Here is a 20037-nt window from a genome sequence, read left to right as displayed (position 1 = left end):
GGTCGCCAGAGCGATGAGCTCAACGCGTACCCGGACGCCTTCAAGCAATCGTGGCTGTACACGGAGCTGTACCGCGCACGCAACTTCAAGCAGTGGATGGCGAAGGGTCTCTACCTCGGCACGCTGATGGTCGGGCTCGAGCAGAAGTTGATGGGCGGCAACGTGCCGTGGACGCTGCACCACAAGCATGCGGATCACGAGATGCTGAAGCCGGCATCGCAGTGCACGCCGATCGAGTATCCGAAGCCGGACGGCAAGCTGACGTTCGACCGATTGTCGTCGGTGTTCATCTCGAACACGAACCACGAGGAGAACCAGCCGGCGCACCTGACGCTGAAGGACGCGAACGTGCCGGTGAACGTGAACCTGCGGACCTACGCGGGACCGGAGGCGCGCTTCTGCCCGGCGGCCGTGTACGAGTTCGTGAAGAACGACGACGGCAGCGACCGCCTCGTGATCAACGCGCAGAACTGCGTGCACTGCAAGACCTGCGACATCAAGGACCCGACGCAGAACATCGTGTGGGTCACGCCAGAAGGCGGCGGCGGGCCGAATTACCCGAACATGTAACTGCCGAAGAACGCCGCCTCGCGCGGCGTTTTTTTCGTCGGTTCGACGTTCGACATTCGACGCCGCCCGGCTCTCCATCGGGCGCGCGACTCATGCACCGCGCCCGTATCGGCTGCGCTAACGCGCCGCGATCCGCCGACGGAAATGCTCGGTACCGGACACGATCTTGTCGAGCACCGCGTCGAGCGCCCAGAAGCGCTCGCGCACGTCGTAGTCGATCGCACGGCAACGAATCGATCCGAACGTGCCGATCCGTTGGTGATAGATCTTCGCAAGCGCCGGGTAGCCCAGCGCTTCCGACACCGCCGAGAGCACCAGGAACGTCGACAACTCGTCGGCCAGCGCCGGATCCGAGCCGCCCTGCGTGCGCAACCATCGGTACAGGTCGGGATGGAAGTTGGTGAACACGCCGTTGAAACCGGCCGAACCCGCCTTCATCGCATCCCATGCGATCGCGGCGTTCGCATTGAGGATCTTCAGCGGCGACCCCGCGGCGAGTGCGACGCGTCGCTTCACCGTCTCCAGATCGCAGCTCACGTCCTTCAACATCACGAAGCGGCCGGTGTCGATGCACGCACGCAGTTCGTCATCGGACAGCAGTCGCCGATAAGGCGCCGGACATTCGTACAAACCGAGCGGCAGATCCGACGGCAACCGGGCGAGCAGCTTGTGAAGATGGTCGAGAAGCGCGGCGCTGCCCTTGCGCTGCGGATCGAGGCGGTTGGTCACGAGCACGACGCCCTGCGCACCCGATTCCGCCGCGACACGCAGCTCGGCGACCTGCGCATCCAGATCGTCGCTGATGTGCCCGGACGCGACGACGGGCACGCGCCCGGCCACCCGCTCGACCACGAAACGCGCGAGTTCCGCACGCTCGGCAAGACTCAGGAATTGCATCTCGCTCGACTGCGCGACCGCGAACAGCGCATCCGAGCCGTGCGCCAGATACCATTCGACGAGTCGCTCGAGGCCCGCGTAGTCGATCGCGCCGGCGTCGTCGAACGGCGTCAGCATCACCGGTACGATCCCCTCGATGGTTGCGCTCGATTGCCGATGTGGTTGCATCTGTTTCTCCTTCCTTCAGTGAATACGGGGGTGTAGCCGACGGACTCAGGCCGGCAGCGGTCCGGGCGCGGCGCTCGCGGACTGCTCGGGAATCGGTTTGCGCACCAGCAGCAGGTAAGCCATCGCGCCGGCGAATGCGATTGCCGCCGCCGTCAGCAGCGCGGGCACGAACGACCACCTCTGCGCGATGCCCCCCGTCAGGATCGGCGCGAGCGCACCGCCGATGAAACCGCCGAAATTCTGGATCGCGCCGAGCGATGCGACACGGCTCGGCGGGGCGGCCGCCGTCGCGAGCGCCCACGAGCATGCCGACGCCGCATTGGCGAGAAAGATCACGACCGAGATGCATGCGAGCGCGACCGTGTTGCTCTGCACGAGCGCGGCCGGAATCGTGAACGCGACCATCCCGAGCATCGCGACGACCACCGCGTTGCGCCGGCTCACGACCGGCGAGCGGCTGCGGCGCGTCACCAGATCCGAGAGCCAGCCGGCAACGAGCGAACCGACGAACCCGCACAGGAACGGCACGGATGCCGCAAACCCGGTGCGCACGAGGCTCATGTGACGCTCCATCGTCAGGTACCCCGGCAGCCAGGTCAGGTAGACCCAGTTCAGGTACACGGAACCGAAGAATCCGAGCAGCATGCCCCAGGTCGTGCCGTGCGAAAACAGGCTGCGCCAGTCGGCGAAGGTCAGTTTCGGCATCGCAACGGCAGTCTGCGCATCGGTATCGAGATACGCGCGTTCCGCCGCGGTCAATTGCGCGCGCGCCGGATCGCGGTACAACGCAAACCAGACGACGGCGACGACGAGGCCGAGCGCACCCGTCACGACGAATGCCCAGCGCCAGTTGAACGATGCGACGAGCACCGCGAGCAGCAATGGCGCGAGTGCGGTGCCGAGCGGCGACGCCGCGTTGAAGATCCCGGTCGGCGTACCGCGCGCGCGCAACGGAAACCAGTTGCTCACCACCCGCGCCGCCGACGGGAACTGCGGCGCCTCGCCGATGCCCAGCACGATGCGCGCGACGATGAACCAGCCGAAGGTGGACACGATGCCGCCCGATGCCTGCGCGAGCGACCAGACGATCAGCCCGATGCCGAGCAGCCGGCGCGGCCCGATGCGATCGACGAGTCCGCCGACCGGGAACTGGCACAGCGCGTAGCTCCACGAGAACGCCGACAGCAGCAAGCCCATCTGCGAGAGCGACAGCCCGAGATCGCCCCGGATTGCCGAACTCGCGACGGCCAGCGTGCCGCGGTCGAGATAGTTGACGATCCCGCTCGCCATCAGCAGCGCGAGCGCAATACGTTGTCCGCGCCGGATACGTAGCGGCGCAGTCGGAACAGCATGATTCTCGTTCATTGCGTTTGTCTCCATGTCCTGAATGGTTTCCGGGCCTCGGTCTGTTCCGTCTTCGCGGAATCTATGCGGCCCCACGCTCCACTTCCTCGCGTGTCGGAATCGACGTCTGCGCGCCGTGGCGCGTGACGCTGATCGCGGCCGCACGCTGTCCGAACGCGATCGCGTCGTCCATCGACGCGCCGCTCGCCCGGGCGGCCGCGAAGCCGCCGACGAAGGTATCGCCGGCCGCCGTCGTATCGACGGCGACCACCGCCATCGCCCGATGGCGGCCGCTCCCTGCACTTCCGCGCCAGCAGACGCCGCGCGCGCCCAGCGTGACCAGCACGTTGCCGACACCCTTCGCGCGCAGCGCTTCGGCGGCCCGCACCGCCGACGCGTCGTCGCCGACGGCAATGCCAGTCAGCGACTCCGCTTCCGTTTCGTTGACGACGAGATAGTCGATGCGGGCCAGCAATGCGTCGAACAGCGGCCGGGCCGGCGCCGGATTGAGCAGCACCGGCGTGCGATGCGCGATCGCATTGCCGATGGCGCGCGCGACGGTCTCGATCGGCACCTCGAGCTGGCACACCATCAGCGCCGCGCCGGCGATCGCGTCGCGCGCCCGGTCGATCAATTCGGCATCGAGGCGCGCGTTTGCACCGGGCACGACGACGATGCTGTTCGCGCCGTGCGCATCGACCGTGATCGTCGCGACCCCGGTTGCCTCGCCGTCGATCCGGTGCAGATGCGTCACGTCGATGCGCTCCGCCGCCAGCGCGTCGTGCAGACGTGCGCCGAACGCATCGTTGCCGACGCAGCCGATCATCGCGACCGACGCACCGAGGCGCGCGGCGGCCACCGCCTGGTTCGCCCCCTTGCCGCCGTGAACGGTCTGGAACGTGGTGCCGAGCAGCGTTTCGCCCGGCACGGGCAGCCGCGGCGCATGCGTGACGAGGTCGACGTTGACGCTGCCGACGACAGCGATTCGGGGTGGTCTGGTGTGGATCATCATCGAATGTAACCGCTTACATTTTCGACGTACAAAATGGCCTGATCGGCCTTCGTCGACGAAAACTTCACGATGCGGTTGAAATCTGTGTCTGACATAATACGGAGTAGCATCAAGATAGCGCTTACATTCTCACAGGCGAGACCGGGATTGCAAGCGGGACCACGATGAATCGAGGGTAAACGATGGCGTTTTTGACCACGCGCGGAGCCTGCAGGGCAGCCGCGCCCGGGGATAACCGATGAGTACGCCTTCATCCGGCGGTGGCGCGGCTCGCGCGCGCCGCGGCAGCGGCCGGTCGGTGCTCGGCGACGTCGCGAAACTCGCCGGCGTGTCGACCGCGACCGTTTCGCGCGTCTACAACGATCCCGGCAAGGTCTCGGCCGACGTGCAGCAGCGCGTGCGCGACGCGGCACGTGCGCTGAACTGGATTCCCAACGCAGCCGGCCGCGCACTCGCCTCCACGCGCACCCACATCACCGGGGCGATCATTCCGACGCTCGACGACCAGGTGTTCGCGTCGCAGGTAGCGGGCATGCAGGCGGTCATGGCCGAGCATGGCATCACCCTGTTCCTGGGCTGCTCGAATTACGATCCGGCGCAAGCGCTCGCGCAGGTGCGCGCGATGCTGTCGCGCGGCGTCGAAGCGGTGTCGCTGGTCGGCGAAGCCTATCCGCCGGAAGTATTCGAACTGCTCGACCTGCATCGGGTGCCGTATGTCGTCACCTATGCTTACCGCGACGACAGCCCGCACTGCTGCATCGGCTTCGACAACCGCGCGGCATTCGCGCGACTGACCACGCACCTGCTCGAGCTCGGGCATCGCGATTTCGCGATCATCATGCAGCCTTCGGCCGACAACGACCGCGTGCAGGCCCGCCTGCGCGGCATTCACGAGACGCTCGCCGCGCGCGGGCTCGCGGTCAGGCCGATCCACCAGCACGAGGGCGCGGCCACGATCGCGTTCGGGCGGGCGAGCCTGCGCGCGATTGCCCACAGCGGCGCGACGCGCCCGACGGCCGTGATCTGCGGCAACGACGCACTCGCGCTCGGCGCCCTGCTCGAGGCGCAGGCACTGGGCATCGACGTGCCTTCGCAGCTGTCGATCACCGGGTTCGACGATGTCGCGCTGGCTCGCGAAATCCGGCCGGCGCTGACGACGATGTGGGTCGACACCGATGCGATCGGCCGCAAGGCCGCCCGCGCGTTGCTCGACGCACTCGAAAACGGCGCAGCCGGGCCCGGTTGCGCGGTACTGCCGGAGCTGCGGGTACGCGAATCGGCCGCGCCGCCGGATGCGGCGGCCCAATGAAAACGGGGCGCCGCAGGCGCCCCGTTTCGCATCGAATCGGCCAAATCGGTCGAACCGGCGAGTGCCGGCTCCGCTGCATCAGGTCGCGCTGCCCGCGATCTTCGGCGTCGGCGTCTCGACGTCGCCGCACTGTGCGCGATGGCGCAGCGCGTGGTCGATCAGCACCAGCGCGAGCATCGACTCGGCGATCGGCGTCGCGCGAATGCCGACGCACGGGTCGTGGCGGCCGAAGGTTTCGACGGTCGCTTCTTCACCGGACTTCGTGATCGAACGGCGCGGCGTGCGGATGCTCGAGGTCGGCTTGATCGCGATCGACACGGTGATGTCCTGCCCCGTCGAAATCCCGCCGAGCACGCCGCCTGCATGGTTGCCGACGAAACCGGCCGGCGTCAGTTCGTCGCCGTGCACCGAGCCGCGCTGCGCGACGCTGTCGAAGCCCGCGCCGATCTCGACGCCCTTCACCGCGTTGATGCTCATCATCGCCTTCGCGATGTCCGCGTCGAGCCGGTCGAATACCGGTTCACCCCAGCCGACCGGCACGCCCGACGCGACGACGTCGATGCGCGCACCGATCGAATCGCCGTCCTTGCGCAGCGCGTCCATGTAGGCTTCCAGCTCCGGAACGATCGCCGCGTTCGGCGAGAAGAACGGGTTCTCGCGGACGTGCGACCAGTCGACGAACGGCACGTCGATCTCGCCGAGACCGCTCATGTAGCCGCGCACTTCGACGCCGAAGCGCTCGCGCAGCCACTTCTTCGCGACCGCGCCCGCGCCGACGAGCGGCGCGGTCAGGCGCGCGGACGAGCGGCCACCGCCACGGTAGTCGCGGATGCCGTATTTCTGCCAGTAGGTGTAGTCGGCGTGGCCGGGGCGGAACGTCTCGACGATGTTGCCGTAATCCTTGCTGCGCTGGTCGGTGTTGCGGATCAGCAGCGCGATCGGCGTGCCGGTCGTCACGCCTTCGAACACGCCGGACAGGATCTCGACCTCGTCGGCTTCCTGGCGCTGCGTCACGTGCCGCGACGTGCCGGGCTTGCGGCGATCGAGCTCGACCTGGATGTCGGCTTCGGTCAGCCCCATTCCCGGCGGGCAGCCGTCGATCACGCAGCCGATCGCGGGACCGTGCGATTCGCCGAAGGTCGTGACAGTGAAAAGCGTGCCGAGGGTATTGCCGGACATGATGGAACCGCCCAAAGAGAAATGGACAAACCGATGCGCTGCCGGGGCCGCTGGCAGGCCGATCGTTTGCCGGTCGAGAAAAGAGGTAAACCGCTATTATGCCAGCCGTCCCGGACCCGCGGGCCGCGTGAACCGTTCAGACCATACTGGCCGGCCACGCAGACGGCCCGGCGCGAGAATCGTCGACCTGCGCCGTTCCGGTCGAACCGGCCGGTTTGCAGCCGCCCGCTGCCCGATACGAAGCCGCCGGGGCCCGCCCTGCCTACTTCCGCGCGCCGCGCAGTTCCGTCACCGCCGCCTGCAACGCCTCGGGCGTCGCGACCGAGGCCGCGATCGGCTCGCCGACCGCGAGCGTCAGCCGGCTCATCACGCCGCGCTTGATAGGCCGCGGCATGCGCGCATCGGCATGCCGGGAGAAATAGCTGCCCCACAGCCCGCGCAGCGCCATCGGAATCACGGGCGCCGGCGTGCGGCCCAGGATCTCGGTGATGCCGTGGTGGAAGGTGTTGATGTCGCCCGTCTTGGTCAGCTTGCCCTCGGGGAAGATGCACACGAGTTCGCCGTCCTTCAGCGCGGCCTCGCATGCGTCGTACGCGCGCGCGAGCATGTCGGGATCCTCGTGGCGCGGCGCGATCGGAATCGCCTTCGCATGCCGGAACACCCAGCTCGCGAAGCGCGCCTTGAAGATCCGGTGATCCATCACGAACCGGATCGGCCGCGGGCTCGCAGCCGCCAGCACGAGCGCGTCGACGTAGCTCACGTGGTTGCATACGAGCACGGCCGCGCCCTCTTCCGGGATCCGCTCCGCATGGACGAGACGAATCCGGTAGAACGTGTGCACCAGCACCCATGCGACGAAACGCAGCAGGAACTCGGGGACGAGCAGGTAGATGTACGTCGCGACCACGACGTTCAGCAGCGCGGTGACGAGGAACAGGCCGGGAATGTCGACACCGGCCTTGGTCAGCCCCATCGCCATCAGGGCCGACAGGATCATGAACAGCGCGTTCAGGATGTTGTTCGCGGCGATGATCCGCGCACGGTGGGTCGGCGCGCTGCGGCTCTGGATCAGCGCATACAGCGGTACGCTGTAGAAGCCGCCGAACATCGCGAGCAGGAACAGGTCGGCCAGGATGCGCCAGTGGCGCGCGCCGGCCAGGAATTCCCCGACCGACAGCAGATGCCCGGGCGATGGCAGCGAGCGGCTCGCGAAATACAGCTCGATCGCGAACACGCTGATACCGATCGAGCCGAGCGGCACGAGGCCGATCTCGACGCGCCGCTGCGACAGCCGCTCGCAGAGCAGCGAGCCGAGGCCGATCCCGACCGAGAACGTCGCAAGCAGGACCGTGACGACGTCGGGGCTCGCGGACAGCACGTCCTTCGCGAAGTTGAAGAACGACGTGAGGAACGTCGCGCCTACGAACCACAGCCACGAGATGCCGAGCAGGCTCAGGAACACGGTGCGGTTCTGCCGCGCGAGCCCGAGATTGCGCCACGTTTCGCTGAACGGATTCCAGTTGATCACGAGATCGGGCTGCGGCGCGGGCGTCGACGGCACGCGCTGCGCGACGAGCCGCCCCGCGAGCGCGATGACGACGACGCTCACCGCGAGCACGCGCTCGCCGCTGCCTTCGATGCCCGCGGCCGCGCCGCCGATGATCGTGCCGATCAGGATCGCGATGAACGTGCCCATCTCGACGAGGCCGTTGCCGCCGACCAGTTCGTGGTCGCCGAGATGCTGCGGCAGGTACGAATACTTGACGGGGCCGAACAGCGTCGAGTGCATCCCCATCATGAACGTGCACAGATACAGCAGCGTCGCGCTGTGCGTGACGAAACCGGCCGCGCCGACCAGCATCAGCACGATCTCGAAGGACTTCACGAAGCGCGTGAGCGTCGCCTTGTCGTATTTGTCGGCGATCTGGCCGGAGGTGGCCGAGAACAGCACGAACGGCAGGATGAAGATCGCGGAGATCAGGAACGCGGCCGTCTTCGGGTCGACGCCGGAAAAGCGCGCGGTGTGATAGGTGACGAGCGACGTGAAGCCGATCTTGAACACGTTGTCGTTCAGCGCGCCCAGGAACTGGGTCGTGAAGAACGGCGCGAAACGGCGCTGGCGCAACAGGTCGAACTGCGACGCGTGGGCGCGCCGATCGCCGCGCGACGCGGAAGAGACTTGCGTGTGATCGCTCATGCGGAATACGCGCGCATCGTCTGGGCGAAGCTGCGCGGACCTTGGGTTGTTGTCGAAAAAACGGCGGCGCAGGCTGAACCTGCGCCGCCGTACGCCGAATGGCAGCGCCCGCGCGTCATGGCACCGGGCGCGACGCGATTCACGGCTTCTGCGCTTCGGCTTCCGATTCCGGCCAGTCGCGAATGTACGCCTTCAGCATCCGGTTCTCGAAGCTCTGCGCCTCGACGACCGTCTTCGCGACGTCGTAGAACGAAATGACGCCCATCAGCACCTTCTTGTCGAGCACCGGCATGTAGCGCGCGTGGCGCTCGAGCATCATCCGGCGCACTTCGTTGACGTCGGTTTCCGGCGTGCACGTGAGCGGCTCGTCCATCACCTTGCGCACCTGCACGTCGCCGATCGCGCCGCCGTTCACGTGCAGGCGCAGGATGATCTCGCGGAACGTCAGCATCCCGACGAGATCACCGTACTCCATCACGACGAGCGAACCGATATCGTGTTCGGCCATCGTATCGACCGCTTCGCGCAGCGGCTTATCGGGCGTCACCGTAAACAGCGTGTTGCCCTTCACTTTCAGAATATCGCTGACGCGCATCGTAGTCCCCTCATGCTTGAATGCAAAACCGCTTTCGATCCTATCGGAAAGCCTGTCAAAAGGAAAGCTCAGCCCCACGCGGCGCGGCCGTCGCCGCTTGCGGACACCGGCCGGCCGCCGCACAATGAGTCCATGGACGGCGGCCCGAGGAGACGGCCATGGCACATACGCATACGGAGCAATTCGCCAGCTTCGCCGATTTCTACCCGTACTACCTGAACGAACACCAGAACCTGACGTCGCGCCGGCTGCACTTCATCGGCTCGCTCGGCGTGATCGGCTGCGTCGCGATGGCGATCGCGACGGGCCACTGGCCGTGGCTGCCGGCGGCGGTCGTGTGCGGCTACGGACTCGCGTGGGTCGGACACTTCTTCTTCGAGAAGAACCGCCCCGCCACGTTCCGGCACCCGATCTACAGCCTGATGGGCGATTGGGTGATGTTCAAGGACATCTGCACCGGCAAGATTCCGCTGTAAGGCCCGCCCGGCACCGCGTCACGCCGTTTTCGGCGGCCGCGCGTGCGGGTCGTGCGCCCCGCCGGGCACGGGCCCGGGCACGGTCGCGGCCGGCGCACCTGCAAGCCGGTGCGCGGCGATCAGCGACGCAAGCGATACGTCGAACCGGTCGTTCGACAGCACCTCGAGCAATGCCCCGCCTTCGACGTGGCTGCTGCGTCGCTGCAGCTGGTAGGTCAGTTCGGTGCGGTCGATCACCAGCACGTCGAACAGCTGCGCCAGCGTCAGCTGCTCCGGATTCGCCAGCAGGATGTAGCGCGGCGCGCGTTCGCCACTGTCCAGCCGCGCGATCCACTCCCGCTCCTCCATCGTCGACAGCAGCCGCTGCGCGGTTTCCATGTCGCAGCGCAACATGGCCGCAAGCCGCATCGCCGTATAGCCCGCCTTGCCGACCGCGCGCGCCTCGGCCAGCCGCGCGAGCAATTCGAGCGCGTCGAGCAGGTCGCTGCCCGCATAGTGGATGCGATGGAACTGGCCGACGCGGATCGCCGGCAGCGCGGACGCCACCATCGCGCCGAGCAGCGCGATGAACCAGCTCAGATACACCCACAACAGGAACACCGGCAGCGCCGCGAACGCGCCGTAGACGGCCGTATAGGTCGGAATGCGCCGCACGTAATAGCCGAAGCCGCGCTTCGCGAGCTCGAACGCGATGGCCGCGAACAGCCCGCCGATCACCGCGTCGCGCCATGCGACCGTGCAGTTCGGCAGATACACGTACAGCAGCGTGAACGCGAGCACGGTCAGCGGCAGCGACACGAACGCGAGCAGCCATTCGACGATCGACGTCGACGGCGCGGCGCCGGTGAACGCCAGCGATTGCGTAAACAGGTACGACGAGATCGACAGGCTCACGCCGAACAGCAAGGGCCCGAGCGTGATCAGCGCCCAGTACGCGAGCACGCGCTGCGCGAACGGCCGCGGCTTGCGCACCCGCCAGATCAGGTTGAACGCGGACTCGATCGTCATCATCGTCATCACGGACGTGACGACGAGCACGATCAGGCCGGCCGTCGTCAGCCCCTTGGCCTTCGACGCGAACTGGTTCAGGTACTTGAAGATCTGGACGTTGAACTGCGCGGGCATCAGGTGATCCGCGAGGAACCCCTGCAGCGAGATCTGGAACGACGCGAACATCGGGAACGCGGTAAACAGCGCAAACGCGACCGTCACGAGCGGCACGAGTGCCAGCATCGTCGTGAACGTGAGGCTGCCCGCCACTTGCGGGATGCGATCCTCGGCGCTGCGCCGGGCCGCGAACTGCGCGAGGCGCTTGAGGGTGTCGAGATCGACGCTCAACTTCGGCAAACGGCTTCTCCTTCTCTGCTGACGCCGCGCGCCCGACGGCGCGCCGCCGCCGCGCTGCGCGACGACTTCAGCCCCTATAATAGCCGCTCGATCCAGCAGGGGCCGACTGCACCGGGCATCCGCGCGGCCGCATGCGGCCCCGTCGCCCATGAAAGACATCCTCGTCCTCTATTACAGCCGCCACGGCGCCACGCGTGATCTCGCACTCGCAATCGCGAACGGCATCGACAGCGTGCCCGGCATGCAGGCCCGCATCCGTACCGTGCCGCCCGTCTCGACGGTCTGCGAAGCCACCGCCTCCGATATCCCCGACGACGGCCCGCCGTATGCGGAGTTGCGCGATCTCGAGGAGTGCGCGGGCCTCGCGCTCGGCTCGCCGACCCGCTTCGGCAACATGGCCGCCTCGCTCAAGTATTTCCTCGACGGCACGACGCCGCAATGGCTGTCGGGCGCGCTGACCGGCAAGCCGGCCTGCGTGTTCACGTCCACCGGCAGCCTGCACGGCGGCCAGGAGTCGACGCTGCTGTCGATGATGCTGCCGCTGCTGCATCACGGGATGATGATCGTCGGCATCCCGTACACGGAATCCGCGCTCAGCACGACGCGCACCGGCGGCACGCCGTACGGCGCGTCGCACGTGTCGCAGCACGATCGCAGCGGGCCCGCGGGGCTGTCGGCGGACGAAAAGGCGCTCGCGGCCGCGCTTGGCGTGCGGCTCGCGCGTGCGGCGGCGGCCCTCGCCGACGCCCGGGCCGCCGAGGCCGCATGAACGCGCCTGCCCGTCCCGCCCGTCCCCCCGTCGCCGCCCGGCCGCGCTACGCGCTGGCCGCGGCCGCGTGCCTCGTCGCGCTGATTGCGCTGTCGCTCGCGTGGGAACTGTGGCTCGCGCCGCTGCGCCCGGGGGGCTCGGCGCTGATGCTCAAGGCCGTGCCGCTCGCGCTCGCGCTGCCCGGCGTCTGGCGGCGTAACATTTATACGATGCAGTGGGCGAGCATGCTGATCCTCGTCTATTTCGCCGAAGGCATCGTGCGCGGCATGTCCGACCGCGGATTGTCCGCGACGCTCGGCTGGTGCGAGACCGCGCTCGCCGTCGGCTTCTTCGTGGCCGCGCTGGCCTACGTCGCGCCGTTCAAGCGCGCGGCGAAGCAGCAGCGCGCCGCGTCCTGACCCTTACGCGACCGAACGTATGAATTCTTCCGAAGCCTTCGTATCCGCCTGCCGAGACGCGATCGGCGCCACCTACGTGCTGACCGAGCCGCACGACACCGAACCGTTCCTGACCGACTGGCGCCGCCGCTACAAGGGCAGCGCGTGCGCGGTGCTGAAACCGGCCGATACGGCGGAAGTCGCCGCGCTCGTCCGGCTCGCCAACGCGCACGGCGTCGCGCTCGTGCCGCAGGGCGGCAACACGGGGCTCGCCGGCGGCGCGACGCCCGACGCGAGCGGCAGCCAGGCCGTGCTGAGCCTCGCGCGCCTGAACCGCGTGCGGGCCCTCGATCCGCACAACAACACGATCACGGTCGACGCCGGCGTGATCCTCGCCGACGTGCAGGCGCGCGCCCGCGAAGGCGGCCGGCTGTTCGCGCTGAGCCTCGCCGCCGAAGGCAGCTGCACGATCGGCGGCAACCTGTCGACCAACGCCGGCGGCACCGCGGTGCTGCGCTACGGCAACGCACGCGAGCTGTGCCTCGGGCTCGAGGTCGTGACGCCGCAGGGCGAGATCTGGGACGGCCTGCGCGGGCTGCGCAAGGACAACACCGGCTACGACTTGCGCGACCTGTTCATCGGCGCCGAAGGCACGCTCGGGATCATCACGGCCGCCGTGCTGAAGCTGCATCCGCTGCCGGCCGCGCAGGTCACGGCGCTGGCCGCGCTCGAGTCGCCGCACGCGGCGCTCGACTTCCTCGCGCTCGCGCAACGCGCGGCCGGCCCGCTGCTGACCGGCTTCGAGCTGATGTCCGACTTCTGCATGCAGCTGGTCGGCAAGCACTATCCGCAACTGCGCTATCCGTTCGACCGCACGCATGCGCAGACGGTGCTGCTCGAACTGTCGGACAACGAAAGCGAAACGCATGCGCGCGCGCTGTTCGAAAAACTGATGGAAGAGGCGTTCGAGTCCGGGCTCGTGGTCGACGCCGTCGTCGCGGAAAATCTCGCGCAATCGCGCGCGTTCTGGGACCTGCGCGAACACATCCCGCTCGCGCAGGCCGACGAGGGTCTCAACATCAAGCACGACATCGCGGTGCCGATCTCGTCGATCGCGCGCTTCATCGACGAAACCGACGCAGCGATCCAGCAGGCCGCGCCGGGCGCGCGGATGGTCACGTTCGGCCATCTCGGCGACGGCAACCTGCACTACAACGTGCAGACGCCCGAAGGCGGCGACCCGAAGGCGTTCCTCGCGACATTCCAGAAGCCGATCAACCGCATCGTCTACGACAACGTGCACCGTCACCACGGCACGATCAGCGCGGAGCACGGGATCGGCCAGCTGAAGATCGACGACGCGCAGCGCTACAAGTCGCCGGTCGAAACGGCGCTCATGCGCACGCTGAAGACCGCGCTCGACCCGCGCGGGCTGATGAATCCCGGCAAGGTCCTGCACTGAAGCCCCCGTCCCGGAGCGATGCCCATGAGAGTCCGCGTCCTGTCCGACCTGCATCTCGAATGCAACCAGCCCGACACGATCGCGCATGCCGACGCGGATCTCGTCGTGCTGGCCGGCGATATCCACAATCACGCGGAAGGCCTGCGCTGGGCCGCGGAGACGTTCGATCCCGACGTGCCGGTGATCTACGTGCCGGGTAATCACGAGTACTACGACGGGGAATTCGGCGCGCTCGAAACCGCGATGCGCGACGCCGCGCACACGATCGACCACGTGCATTACCTGAACAACGGCGTGTACGTCGATCCGGCGCAGCGCTTTCGCGTGCTCGGCACGACGTTGTGGGCCGATTTCTCGCTGTTCGGCGCCGACCAGGCGAGCGTCGCGCACGCGATCGACGCGGCCATGCGCGTGATGCTCGATTTCAAGGGATTGATCCAGGTGACGTGGCCGCACGATGCGTCCGTGCATGCGGCGGCAGCCCCGGAGCGGGATTTCACGCCGGCCGACGCGATCGCGCTGCACCGGCAAGGCCGCGCGTGGCTGGAAGCACGGCTCGCGACACCGTTCGCGGGCCGCACGATCGTCGTCACGCATCATGCGCCGCACCTGCGCTCGCTGGCGGAGCGTTATGCGGAAGACCTGGCGTCGGCGGGATTCGTCACGGACATGGCGGAACTCGTGCGGCCGCCCGTGGACCTGTGGATCCACGGCCACACGCATACTTCATTCGATTACGTGACCGACAGCGGCACGCGCGTGGTGTGCAACCCGCGCGGCTATATCCGCCGGCGCACCGGCGAACTGGAGAATCCCGCGTTTGCGTGGGACAAGGTGGTCGAGCTCGGCTGAGCGCCAAGCCATCGGGCCGCGTGATGCGGCCTACCCGAGCTGAAAACCCCCCCGATCAGCGATCGGCGCGGCGCGAGCCGTTCGACGACGGGCGCACCCGCACCCGCACCGGCACCGGCTTCATCCGCGCCTTCATCGCGCGCAGCAGATCGCGCGTCGCCGCGGCGGCAGCAGCCGCACCAAGCAAAACTCCAAGGCCGATCATCAGTTGCGTATCCATTGCGACTCCGGGTGTGGGCAGTTCCAAATCTCGATGATTGAAACAGTATCAAACTGTCCGCGGTCCGTTGGTAAAAAAATGTTGCGTGAAGGACAAATCTGGTCAGATTGCGCTCGACCGCGCGCTCATGTCGCAGCCGTGAACTGCGCGAGCGCGGCCTCGTCGGCTTCCAGCGTGGCCGGCAGCTCGTCGCGCAGGAAATCGACCCAGGTGCGGATTTTCGCGTCGAGGTACTGGCGCGACGGATACAACGCGTAGATGTTCATCACGTGCGACCGGTATTCGGGCATCACGCGCACGATGTGTCCGCTGCGCAGCCCGCCGATCGCCGAATAGAGCGGCAACCCGCCGATTCCCATCCCTTCCCGCACGGCCACCGCGAGCGCCTCGGCGACGTTCACGCGGAACGGCGGCGCCGTGACCGGAACCACCTCGTCGCCGCGCGGCCCCGACAGCGACCATTCGTCGAAGTGAAAGCCCGGCGCGACCATCCCGAGACAGACGTGCTGCTCGAGATCGGCCGGGGTCTGCGGCACGCCGTGCGCGTCGATATAGCCCGGCGACGCGCACACGACGCTGTAGCTCTCGCCGAGCCGCTGCGACACGAGCCCCGAATCCGGCAGGTCGCGGCCGACCACGATCGCGACGTCGTACCCCTCGTCGAGCAGGTCGGGCATCCGCTGCGCGAGCGTCAGCTCGACGTGCACGTCCGGATAGCGCTGCCGATAGCGCGCAATGGCCGGCACCAGGTAGTGCTGCCCGAGGCTCGTGAAGCAATGCACCTTCAGCTTGCCCGACGGCCGCGCGTGCGCGTCGCCCGCTTCGGCTTCGGCCTGGTCGACGTACGCGAGGATCTGCTCGCAGCGCTGCAGGTAGCGCTCGCCCGCTTCGGTCAGCGCGATCCGGCGTGTCGTCCGGTTCAGGAGGCGCGTGCGCAGGTGCGCCTCGAGATCCGACACGGCGCGCGATGCATAGGCGGTGGTCGAATTCATCTGCTGGGCGGCCGCGGTAAAGCTGCCCGCGTCGACCACGCGGACGAAGACCCGCATGTTTTGTAACGTATCCATCCCATTACCCGTATGAATCCGGAGGGATTGTTGCACAGGGGCCAACAAATATTATCTCAGGATTCGTAAAAATGACTTGCACCGTTGTCCATTTATTCAGGAATCACTGAAAAATATAATCGCATCCGACTCATCTATATCCGAAAGGGAGAAAATCGTGCGGTCTCCGGCAACAAAAGGGACGCTGGCACTGGCGGTTCTTGCAGTCTCATTAATAATGGCCGGATGCGCGAGCATGGGCGACAACAAGCCGCAGTCCGCCCGCATCGAAGCGAACACGCTCGACGCCGGCGCCGCGATCCGCGCGGCGGACCACGATGCAGGCTGGCCCGCGTCCGACTGGTGGCGCGCGTACCGCGATCCGCAGCTCGATGCGTGGATTGCCGCCGCGCAGGCCGGCAACCCGAGCCTGGCGGCCGCCGAGGCGCGCGTGCGCGAAGCGCAGGCGATGGCGCGCGTGGCGCGCTCGGCGGAACTGCCGCAGATCAACGGCAATCTGTCGCTGATGCGCCAGCACTGGCCGGACAACGTCTACTACGGCCCGGGGCCGCTCGCCGATACCGACACCTGGAACAACACCGGCACGCTCGGCCTGTCGTACCACCTCGACCTGTGGGGCAAGGACAAGAACGCGACCGAGCGCGCGCTCGACACCGCGCATGCGACCGCGGCCGACGCACGGGCGGCGAAGCTCGAGCTCGAGGTCAACGTCGTGCGCGCGTATGTCGGCATGTCGATGAACTACGCGCTGCTCGACCTTGCGCACGAAACGTTCGAACGCCAGCGCTCGCTGGCCGATCTCGCGCGCAAGCGCCTGCAGGCCGGCCTCGGCACGCAGCTCGAAGTCAGCCAGGCCGAATCGACGCTGCCCGACTACGAGCGCCAGATCGACAGCTACGAAGAAGCGATCCAGCTCGCGCGCCACCAGCTCGCCGCGCTCGCGGGCAAGGGCCCGGGCGCCGGCGACGCGATCAAGCGGCCGAGCCTGTCGCTCGATGCGCCGGCCGGCCTGCCGTCCGCGCTGCCGGCCGACCTGCTCGGGCGCCGCCCGGACGTCGTCGCGGCCCGCTGGACGGTCGACGCGCAGGCTCGCGGCATCGATGTCGCGAAAGCCGCCTTCTACCCGAATATCGATCTGCTCGCGACGGTCGGCGGCTTCGGCGTGACCGCGCCGTTCACCGACTTCCTGCGCGCGATGAATGGCGGCTGGACGGCCGGCCCAGCGCTGTCGCTGCCGATCTTCGAAGGCGGCCGGCTGCGCGCGCAACTCGGCGCGGCCGACGCCGGCTACGACCAGGCGGTCGAACGCTACAACCAGACGGTCGTCGGCGCGCTCAAGGACATCGCCGACCAGGTCGTGCGGATCCGCTCGCTCGACACGCAGAAGAAGGACGCCGCGCGCTCGGTGGCCGCCAACGACCGCAGTTACCAGCTGTCGCGCGAAGGCTTCCGCCGCGGGCTGACCGATTACGTGAACGTGCTGGTCGCGCAACAGCAGCTGCTGCGCGCACAGGAAACGGCGGCCCGCATCGACGCGGAACGCCTCGCCGCACACGCGCAGTTGATGGCCGCGCTCGGCGGCGGCGTCGAGACGGAGACGCAGACGGATGCGGACGTGCGGGGCGGCCATCCGCCGCGCGACGCGTCCGCCGCGGGTGCCGCCGCGCCGGCAGCCGCATCGGGCGCGAAGCCCGCCGCGGCCGTCGCCCGCCCCGCGCAGGTCGCGACGGCCGGTTCGGCGGGTGCAGCCGCCACGCCGGCCGCACGGTAACGCGGAGCGACCGTCATGTCAGCCTCCTCCCCCGCTTCCACGCACGCCGGCGGCGCGCTCGCGGCCTGGTACGCCGCCTTCGGCGACTGGGCCCGCAGCGACGGCGCCGCGTGGCTCTACCTGTTCAAGGCGCTGCTCGCCGCGTTCATCGCGACCGGCGTGTCGATGCGGCTCGACCTGCCGGCCCCGAAGACGGCGATGACCACGGTGTTCATCGTGATGCAGCCGCAAAGCGGCGCGGTGCTCGCGAAGAGCTTCTACCGGGTCGCCGGCACGATCTTCGGGCTGATCGCGACGCTCACGTTCGTCGGGCTGTTCCCGCAGCAGCCGCAGCTGTTCCTCTTGGCCGTCGCGCTGTGGGTCGCGCTGTGCACGGCCGGCGCCGCGCGCAACCGCAATTTCCGCAGCTACGGCTTCCTGCTCGCCGGTTACACGACCGCGCTGATCGGGCTGCCGGCATCGCAACACCCCGACGGCGCGTTCATGAGCGCGATGACGCGGGTCGCCGAGATCATGGTCGGGATCGTGTCGGCAGGCGTCGTCAGCGCGCTGGTGTTTCCGCAGTACACCGGCGAGCAGATGCGCACGACGGTGCGCAAGCGCTTCAGCAGCTTCGTCGACTACGTCGCGGCGGCACTGTCGGGCCAGCTCGACCGCGCGCACATCGAAACCATCCATACGCGCTTCGTCGCGGACGTGGTCGGCTTCGAAGCGGCGCGCAGCATGGCCGTGTTCGAGGATCCGGACACGCGGATGCGCAGCGGCCGTCTCGCGCGCCTGAACAGCGAGTTCATGAGCGTATCGAGCCGCTTCCACGCGCTGCACCAGTTGATGAACCGACTGCGCGCGGCCGGCGCGCAGGCCGCGATCGATGCGATCGAGCCGTACTTCCGCGAAATCGCGCCGCTTCTGACGCGCAACGGCGAGCCGGTGCGCTCGTCGGCCGACGCCGCGCTCGCCGCCGAACAGTTGCTCGCGTGGCGCGACGCGCTGCCGCGCCGCATCCGCGCGACGCGCGCCGCGCTCGAGACGCAGCCGGATTTCCCGCTGCTCGACTTCGACACGGCCACCGAGCTGCTGTACCGCTTCATCACGGACCTGCACGAATACGCGGCGACCTACGCGTCGCTGTCGACCGCGACGCACGAGCGCGAGCGCTGGATCGAGCGCTACGAGCCGCGCACCAACCTGACGGCGATGGTGATCGCCGCGATTCGCACCGCGACCGTGATCCTCGTGCTCGGCGCGTTCTGGATCGCGACCGCGTGGCCGAGCGGCGTGACGCTGACGCTGACGGCGGCGGCCACCTGCGCGCTCGCATCGTCGACGCCGCGCCCGACCGCGATGTCCGCACAGATGGGCATGGGTACCGCACTGGCCGTCTGCACGGGCTTCCTGCTGACGTTCGGCATCTACCCGCACATCGACGGCTTCCCGCTGCTGTGCGTGGCCCTCGCGCCGCTGCTCGCGATCGGCATCTGCATGACGCTGAAGCCGAAGCTCGCCGGCTACGGGATGGGCTACCTGATCTTCTTCAGCTTCCTCGCCGGCCCCGACAACATCACGCACTACGACCCGACGAGCTTCATGAACGACGCGCTCGCGCTGGTGCTGTCGATGCTGGTCTCGGCGATCGCGTTCGCGGTGCTGTTCCCGCCGACCGCGCCGTGGCACAAGAAGCGGCTGTTCGCCGACCTGCGCCACCAGGTGGTCGCGGCGTGCCACGCACGGCTCGCCGGCTTGCGCACGCGCTTCGAGAGCGGCGCGCGCGACCTGATGTACCAGGCGCACACGCTGTCGGCCGACCAGCCCGACGTGCAGCGCGACGCGCTGCGCTGGATGTTCGCGGTGCTGGAAACGGGCAATGCCGCGCTCGACCTGCGCGCGGAGCTGGCGACGCTGCCGTCCGACCCGCGCTATGCGCCGACGACACCGTGGCGCCGCGCGATCGAGACGCTGCGCGCCGCGCTGTCCGCGCTGTTCCGCAAGCCGGACGCGGCGCGCTTCGACGCGGCGCTCGCCGCGGTCAACGCCGCGATCGACGCGACCCGGCAAACGCTCGATGCGTTCACGCCGTCGCGCGAGGAGCGCCACCGGCTGCAGCGCATCCTGAGCCATCTGCATTTCGTACGCACGGCGCTGCTCGATCCGGAATCGCCGCTCGAGCCGCTCAACCGCAACCGCCCCGTGCGTCCCCAACAAGGAGCCTCGTCATGATGCCGCGTGAAATCGCCATTCTCGATGCCTACATGCCCACGGTGGTCCTGATGTTCGTCCTGGGCGCGCTTGCGACCTGGGCCGTCGACCGCCTGCTCGCCTACACGGGCCTCTACCGTCTCGTCTGGCACCCGTCGCTGTTCCGCGCGTGCCTTCTCGTCTGCATTTGCGGCGGACTGAGTCTTGCCGTTTACCGTTGATTCCGAAC

The 20037-nt window shown here is 68.1% G+C and carries 19 protein-coding genes; 10 read left to right on the top strand and 9 right to left on the bottom strand.

Going from position 1 to position 20037, the window contains the following annotated elements; genetic code table 11:
• On the top strand, positions 1–570 hold a 570-nt coding region (locus DID99_RS27240), incomplete at its 5' end, for a 4Fe-4S dicluster domain-containing protein (protein WP_185733824.1).
• 117 nt (positions 571–687) lie between these two features.
• Here the strand turns inward: DID99_RS27240 and DID99_RS27235 are convergent.
• From DID99_RS27235 to rbsK, 3 genes are all read right to left on the bottom strand, one after another.
• The gene (locus tag DID99_RS27235) at positions 688–1635 is read right to left on the bottom strand and encodes a dihydrodipicolinate synthase family protein (protein WP_124571853.1); all 948 of its coding nucleotides are present in this window, start codon (positions 1633–1635) and stop codon (positions 688–690) included.
• A 45-nt stretch (positions 1636–1680) separates the two neighbouring features.
• A complete protein-coding gene (locus tag DID99_RS27230; RefSeq protein ID WP_124667861.1) occupies positions 1681–3000 on the bottom strand; it encodes an MFS transporter in 1320 nt (439 codons plus the stop codon).
• A gap of 61 nt (positions 3001–3061) precedes the next feature.
• The gene (gene rbsK / locus DID99_RS27225) at positions 3062–3991 is read right to left on the bottom strand and encodes a ribokinase (RefSeq protein ID WP_124667860.1); all 930 of its coding nucleotides are present in this window, start codon (positions 3989–3991) and stop codon (positions 3062–3064) included.
• Positions 3992–4229: 238 nt separating this feature from the next.
• On the opposite strand from rbsK, the gene DID99_RS27220 reads away from it, so the two are divergent.
• Positions 4230–5300 (top strand): LacI family DNA-binding transcriptional regulator, encoded by a 1071-nt coding sequence (locus tag DID99_RS27220; protein ID WP_124488976.1) that lies wholly within the window; start codon positions 4230–4232, stop codon positions 5298–5300.
• Positions 5301–5378: 78 nt separating this feature from the next.
• On the opposite strand, the gene aroC is transcribed toward DID99_RS27220, so the two are convergent.
• From aroC to DID99_RS27205, 3 genes are all read right to left on the bottom strand, one after another.
• Positions 5379–6479 carry a chorismate synthase gene (aroC, locus tag DID99_RS27215; RefSeq protein WP_124523060.1) on the bottom strand — a complete coding sequence of 367 codons (1101 nt, stop codon included), beginning with the start codon at positions 6477–6479 and terminating at the stop codon, positions 5379–5381.
• A gap of 262 nt (positions 6480–6741) precedes the next feature.
• Positions 6742–8676, bottom strand: a complete 1935-nt coding sequence (locus DID99_RS27210; RefSeq protein WP_124667859.1) for an MFS transporter — start codon at positions 8674–8676, stop codon at positions 6742–6744.
• Between the two features lie 139 nt (positions 8677–8815).
• A complete protein-coding gene (locus DID99_RS27205) occupies positions 8816–9271 on the bottom strand; it encodes a CBS domain-containing protein (protein ID WP_044846066.1) in 456 nt (151 codons plus the stop codon).
• A 158-nt stretch (positions 9272–9429) separates the two neighbouring features.
• Between DID99_RS27205 and DID99_RS27200 the strand changes: the two genes are divergently transcribed.
• Positions 9430–9747 carry an Mpo1-like protein gene (locus DID99_RS27200; RefSeq protein WP_124488973.1) on the top strand — a complete coding sequence of 106 codons (318 nt, stop codon included), beginning with the start codon at positions 9430–9432 and terminating at the stop codon, positions 9745–9747.
• 18 nt (positions 9748–9765) lie between these two features.
• Here the strand turns inward: DID99_RS27200 and DID99_RS27195 are convergent, their stop codons facing one another.
• Positions 9766–11094, bottom strand: a complete 1329-nt coding sequence (locus tag DID99_RS27195; RefSeq protein ID WP_124667858.1) for a YihY family inner membrane protein — start codon at positions 11092–11094, stop codon at positions 9766–9768.
• A gap of 148 nt (positions 11095–11242) precedes the next feature.
• Between DID99_RS27195 and wrbA the strand changes: the two genes are divergently transcribed.
• Genes wrbA through DID99_RS27175 form a run of 4 tightly spaced genes read left to right on the top strand, consistent with a single transcriptional unit; the run spans position 11243 to position 14554 of the window.
• On the top strand, positions 11243–11863 hold the full coding sequence (gene wrbA, locus DID99_RS27190) for an NAD(P)H:quinone oxidoreductase (RefSeq protein WP_044846069.1): 621 nt from the start codon (positions 11243–11245) through the stop codon (positions 11861–11863).
• Positions 11860–12261 (top strand): DUF2069 domain-containing protein, encoded by a 402-nt coding sequence (locus DID99_RS27185; protein ID WP_044846070.1) that lies wholly within the window; start codon positions 11860–11862, stop codon positions 12259–12261. The genes wrbA and DID99_RS27185 overlap by 4 nt, the downstream gene beginning before the upstream one ends.
• A gap of 19 nt (positions 12262–12280) precedes the next feature.
• Positions 12281–13702 carry an FAD-binding oxidoreductase gene (locus DID99_RS27180; RefSeq protein ID WP_124667857.1) on the top strand — a complete coding sequence of 474 codons (1422 nt, stop codon included), beginning with the start codon at positions 12281–12283 and terminating at the stop codon, positions 13700–13702.
• Between the two features lie 24 nt (positions 13703–13726).
• Positions 13727–14554, top strand: coding sequence for a metallophosphoesterase (locus DID99_RS27175; RefSeq protein WP_124667856.1), 828 nt, complete (start codon positions 13727–13729; stop codon positions 14552–14554).
• A 55-nt stretch (positions 14555–14609) separates the two neighbouring features.
• Here the strand turns inward: DID99_RS27175 and DID99_RS37420 are convergent, their stop codons facing one another.
• Positions 14610–14774, bottom strand: coding sequence for a hypothetical protein (locus tag DID99_RS37420; protein WP_185640899.1), 165 nt, complete (start codon positions 14772–14774; stop codon positions 14610–14612).
• 125 nt (positions 14775–14899) lie between these two features.
• Positions 14900–15841 carry a LysR family transcriptional regulator gene (locus DID99_RS27170; protein ID WP_044846073.1) on the bottom strand — a complete coding sequence of 314 codons (942 nt, stop codon included), beginning with the start codon at positions 15839–15841 and terminating at the stop codon, positions 14900–14902.
• A 157-nt stretch (positions 15842–15998) separates the two neighbouring features.
• On the opposite strand from DID99_RS27170, the gene DID99_RS27160 reads away from it, so the two are divergent.
• Genes DID99_RS27160 through DID99_RS27150 form a run of 3 tightly spaced genes read left to right on the top strand, consistent with a single transcriptional unit; the run spans position 15999 to position 20029 of the window.
• On the top strand, positions 15999–17612 hold the full coding sequence (locus DID99_RS27160; protein WP_124488968.1) for an efflux transporter outer membrane subunit: 1614 nt from the start codon (positions 15999–16001) through the stop codon (positions 17610–17612).
• Between the two features lie 15 nt (positions 17613–17627).
• Positions 17628–19829, top strand: coding sequence for an FUSC family protein (locus tag DID99_RS27155; protein ID WP_124667855.1), 2202 nt, complete (start codon positions 17628–17630; stop codon positions 19827–19829).
• A complete protein-coding gene (locus DID99_RS27150) occupies positions 19826–20029 on the top strand; it encodes a DUF1656 domain-containing protein (RefSeq protein ID WP_011351756.1) in 204 nt (67 codons plus the stop codon). The genes DID99_RS27155 and DID99_RS27150 overlap by 4 nt, the downstream gene beginning before the upstream one ends.
• The last annotated feature ends 8 nt before the right edge of the window (positions 20030–20037 follow it).

Source organism: Burkholderia sp. Bp8986, from assembly GCF_003854225.1.
Classification (GTDB): domain Bacteria; phylum Pseudomonadota; class Gammaproteobacteria; order Burkholderiales; family Burkholderiaceae; genus Burkholderia.
This window is presented reverse-complemented; position numbering and strand designations above follow the sequence as displayed.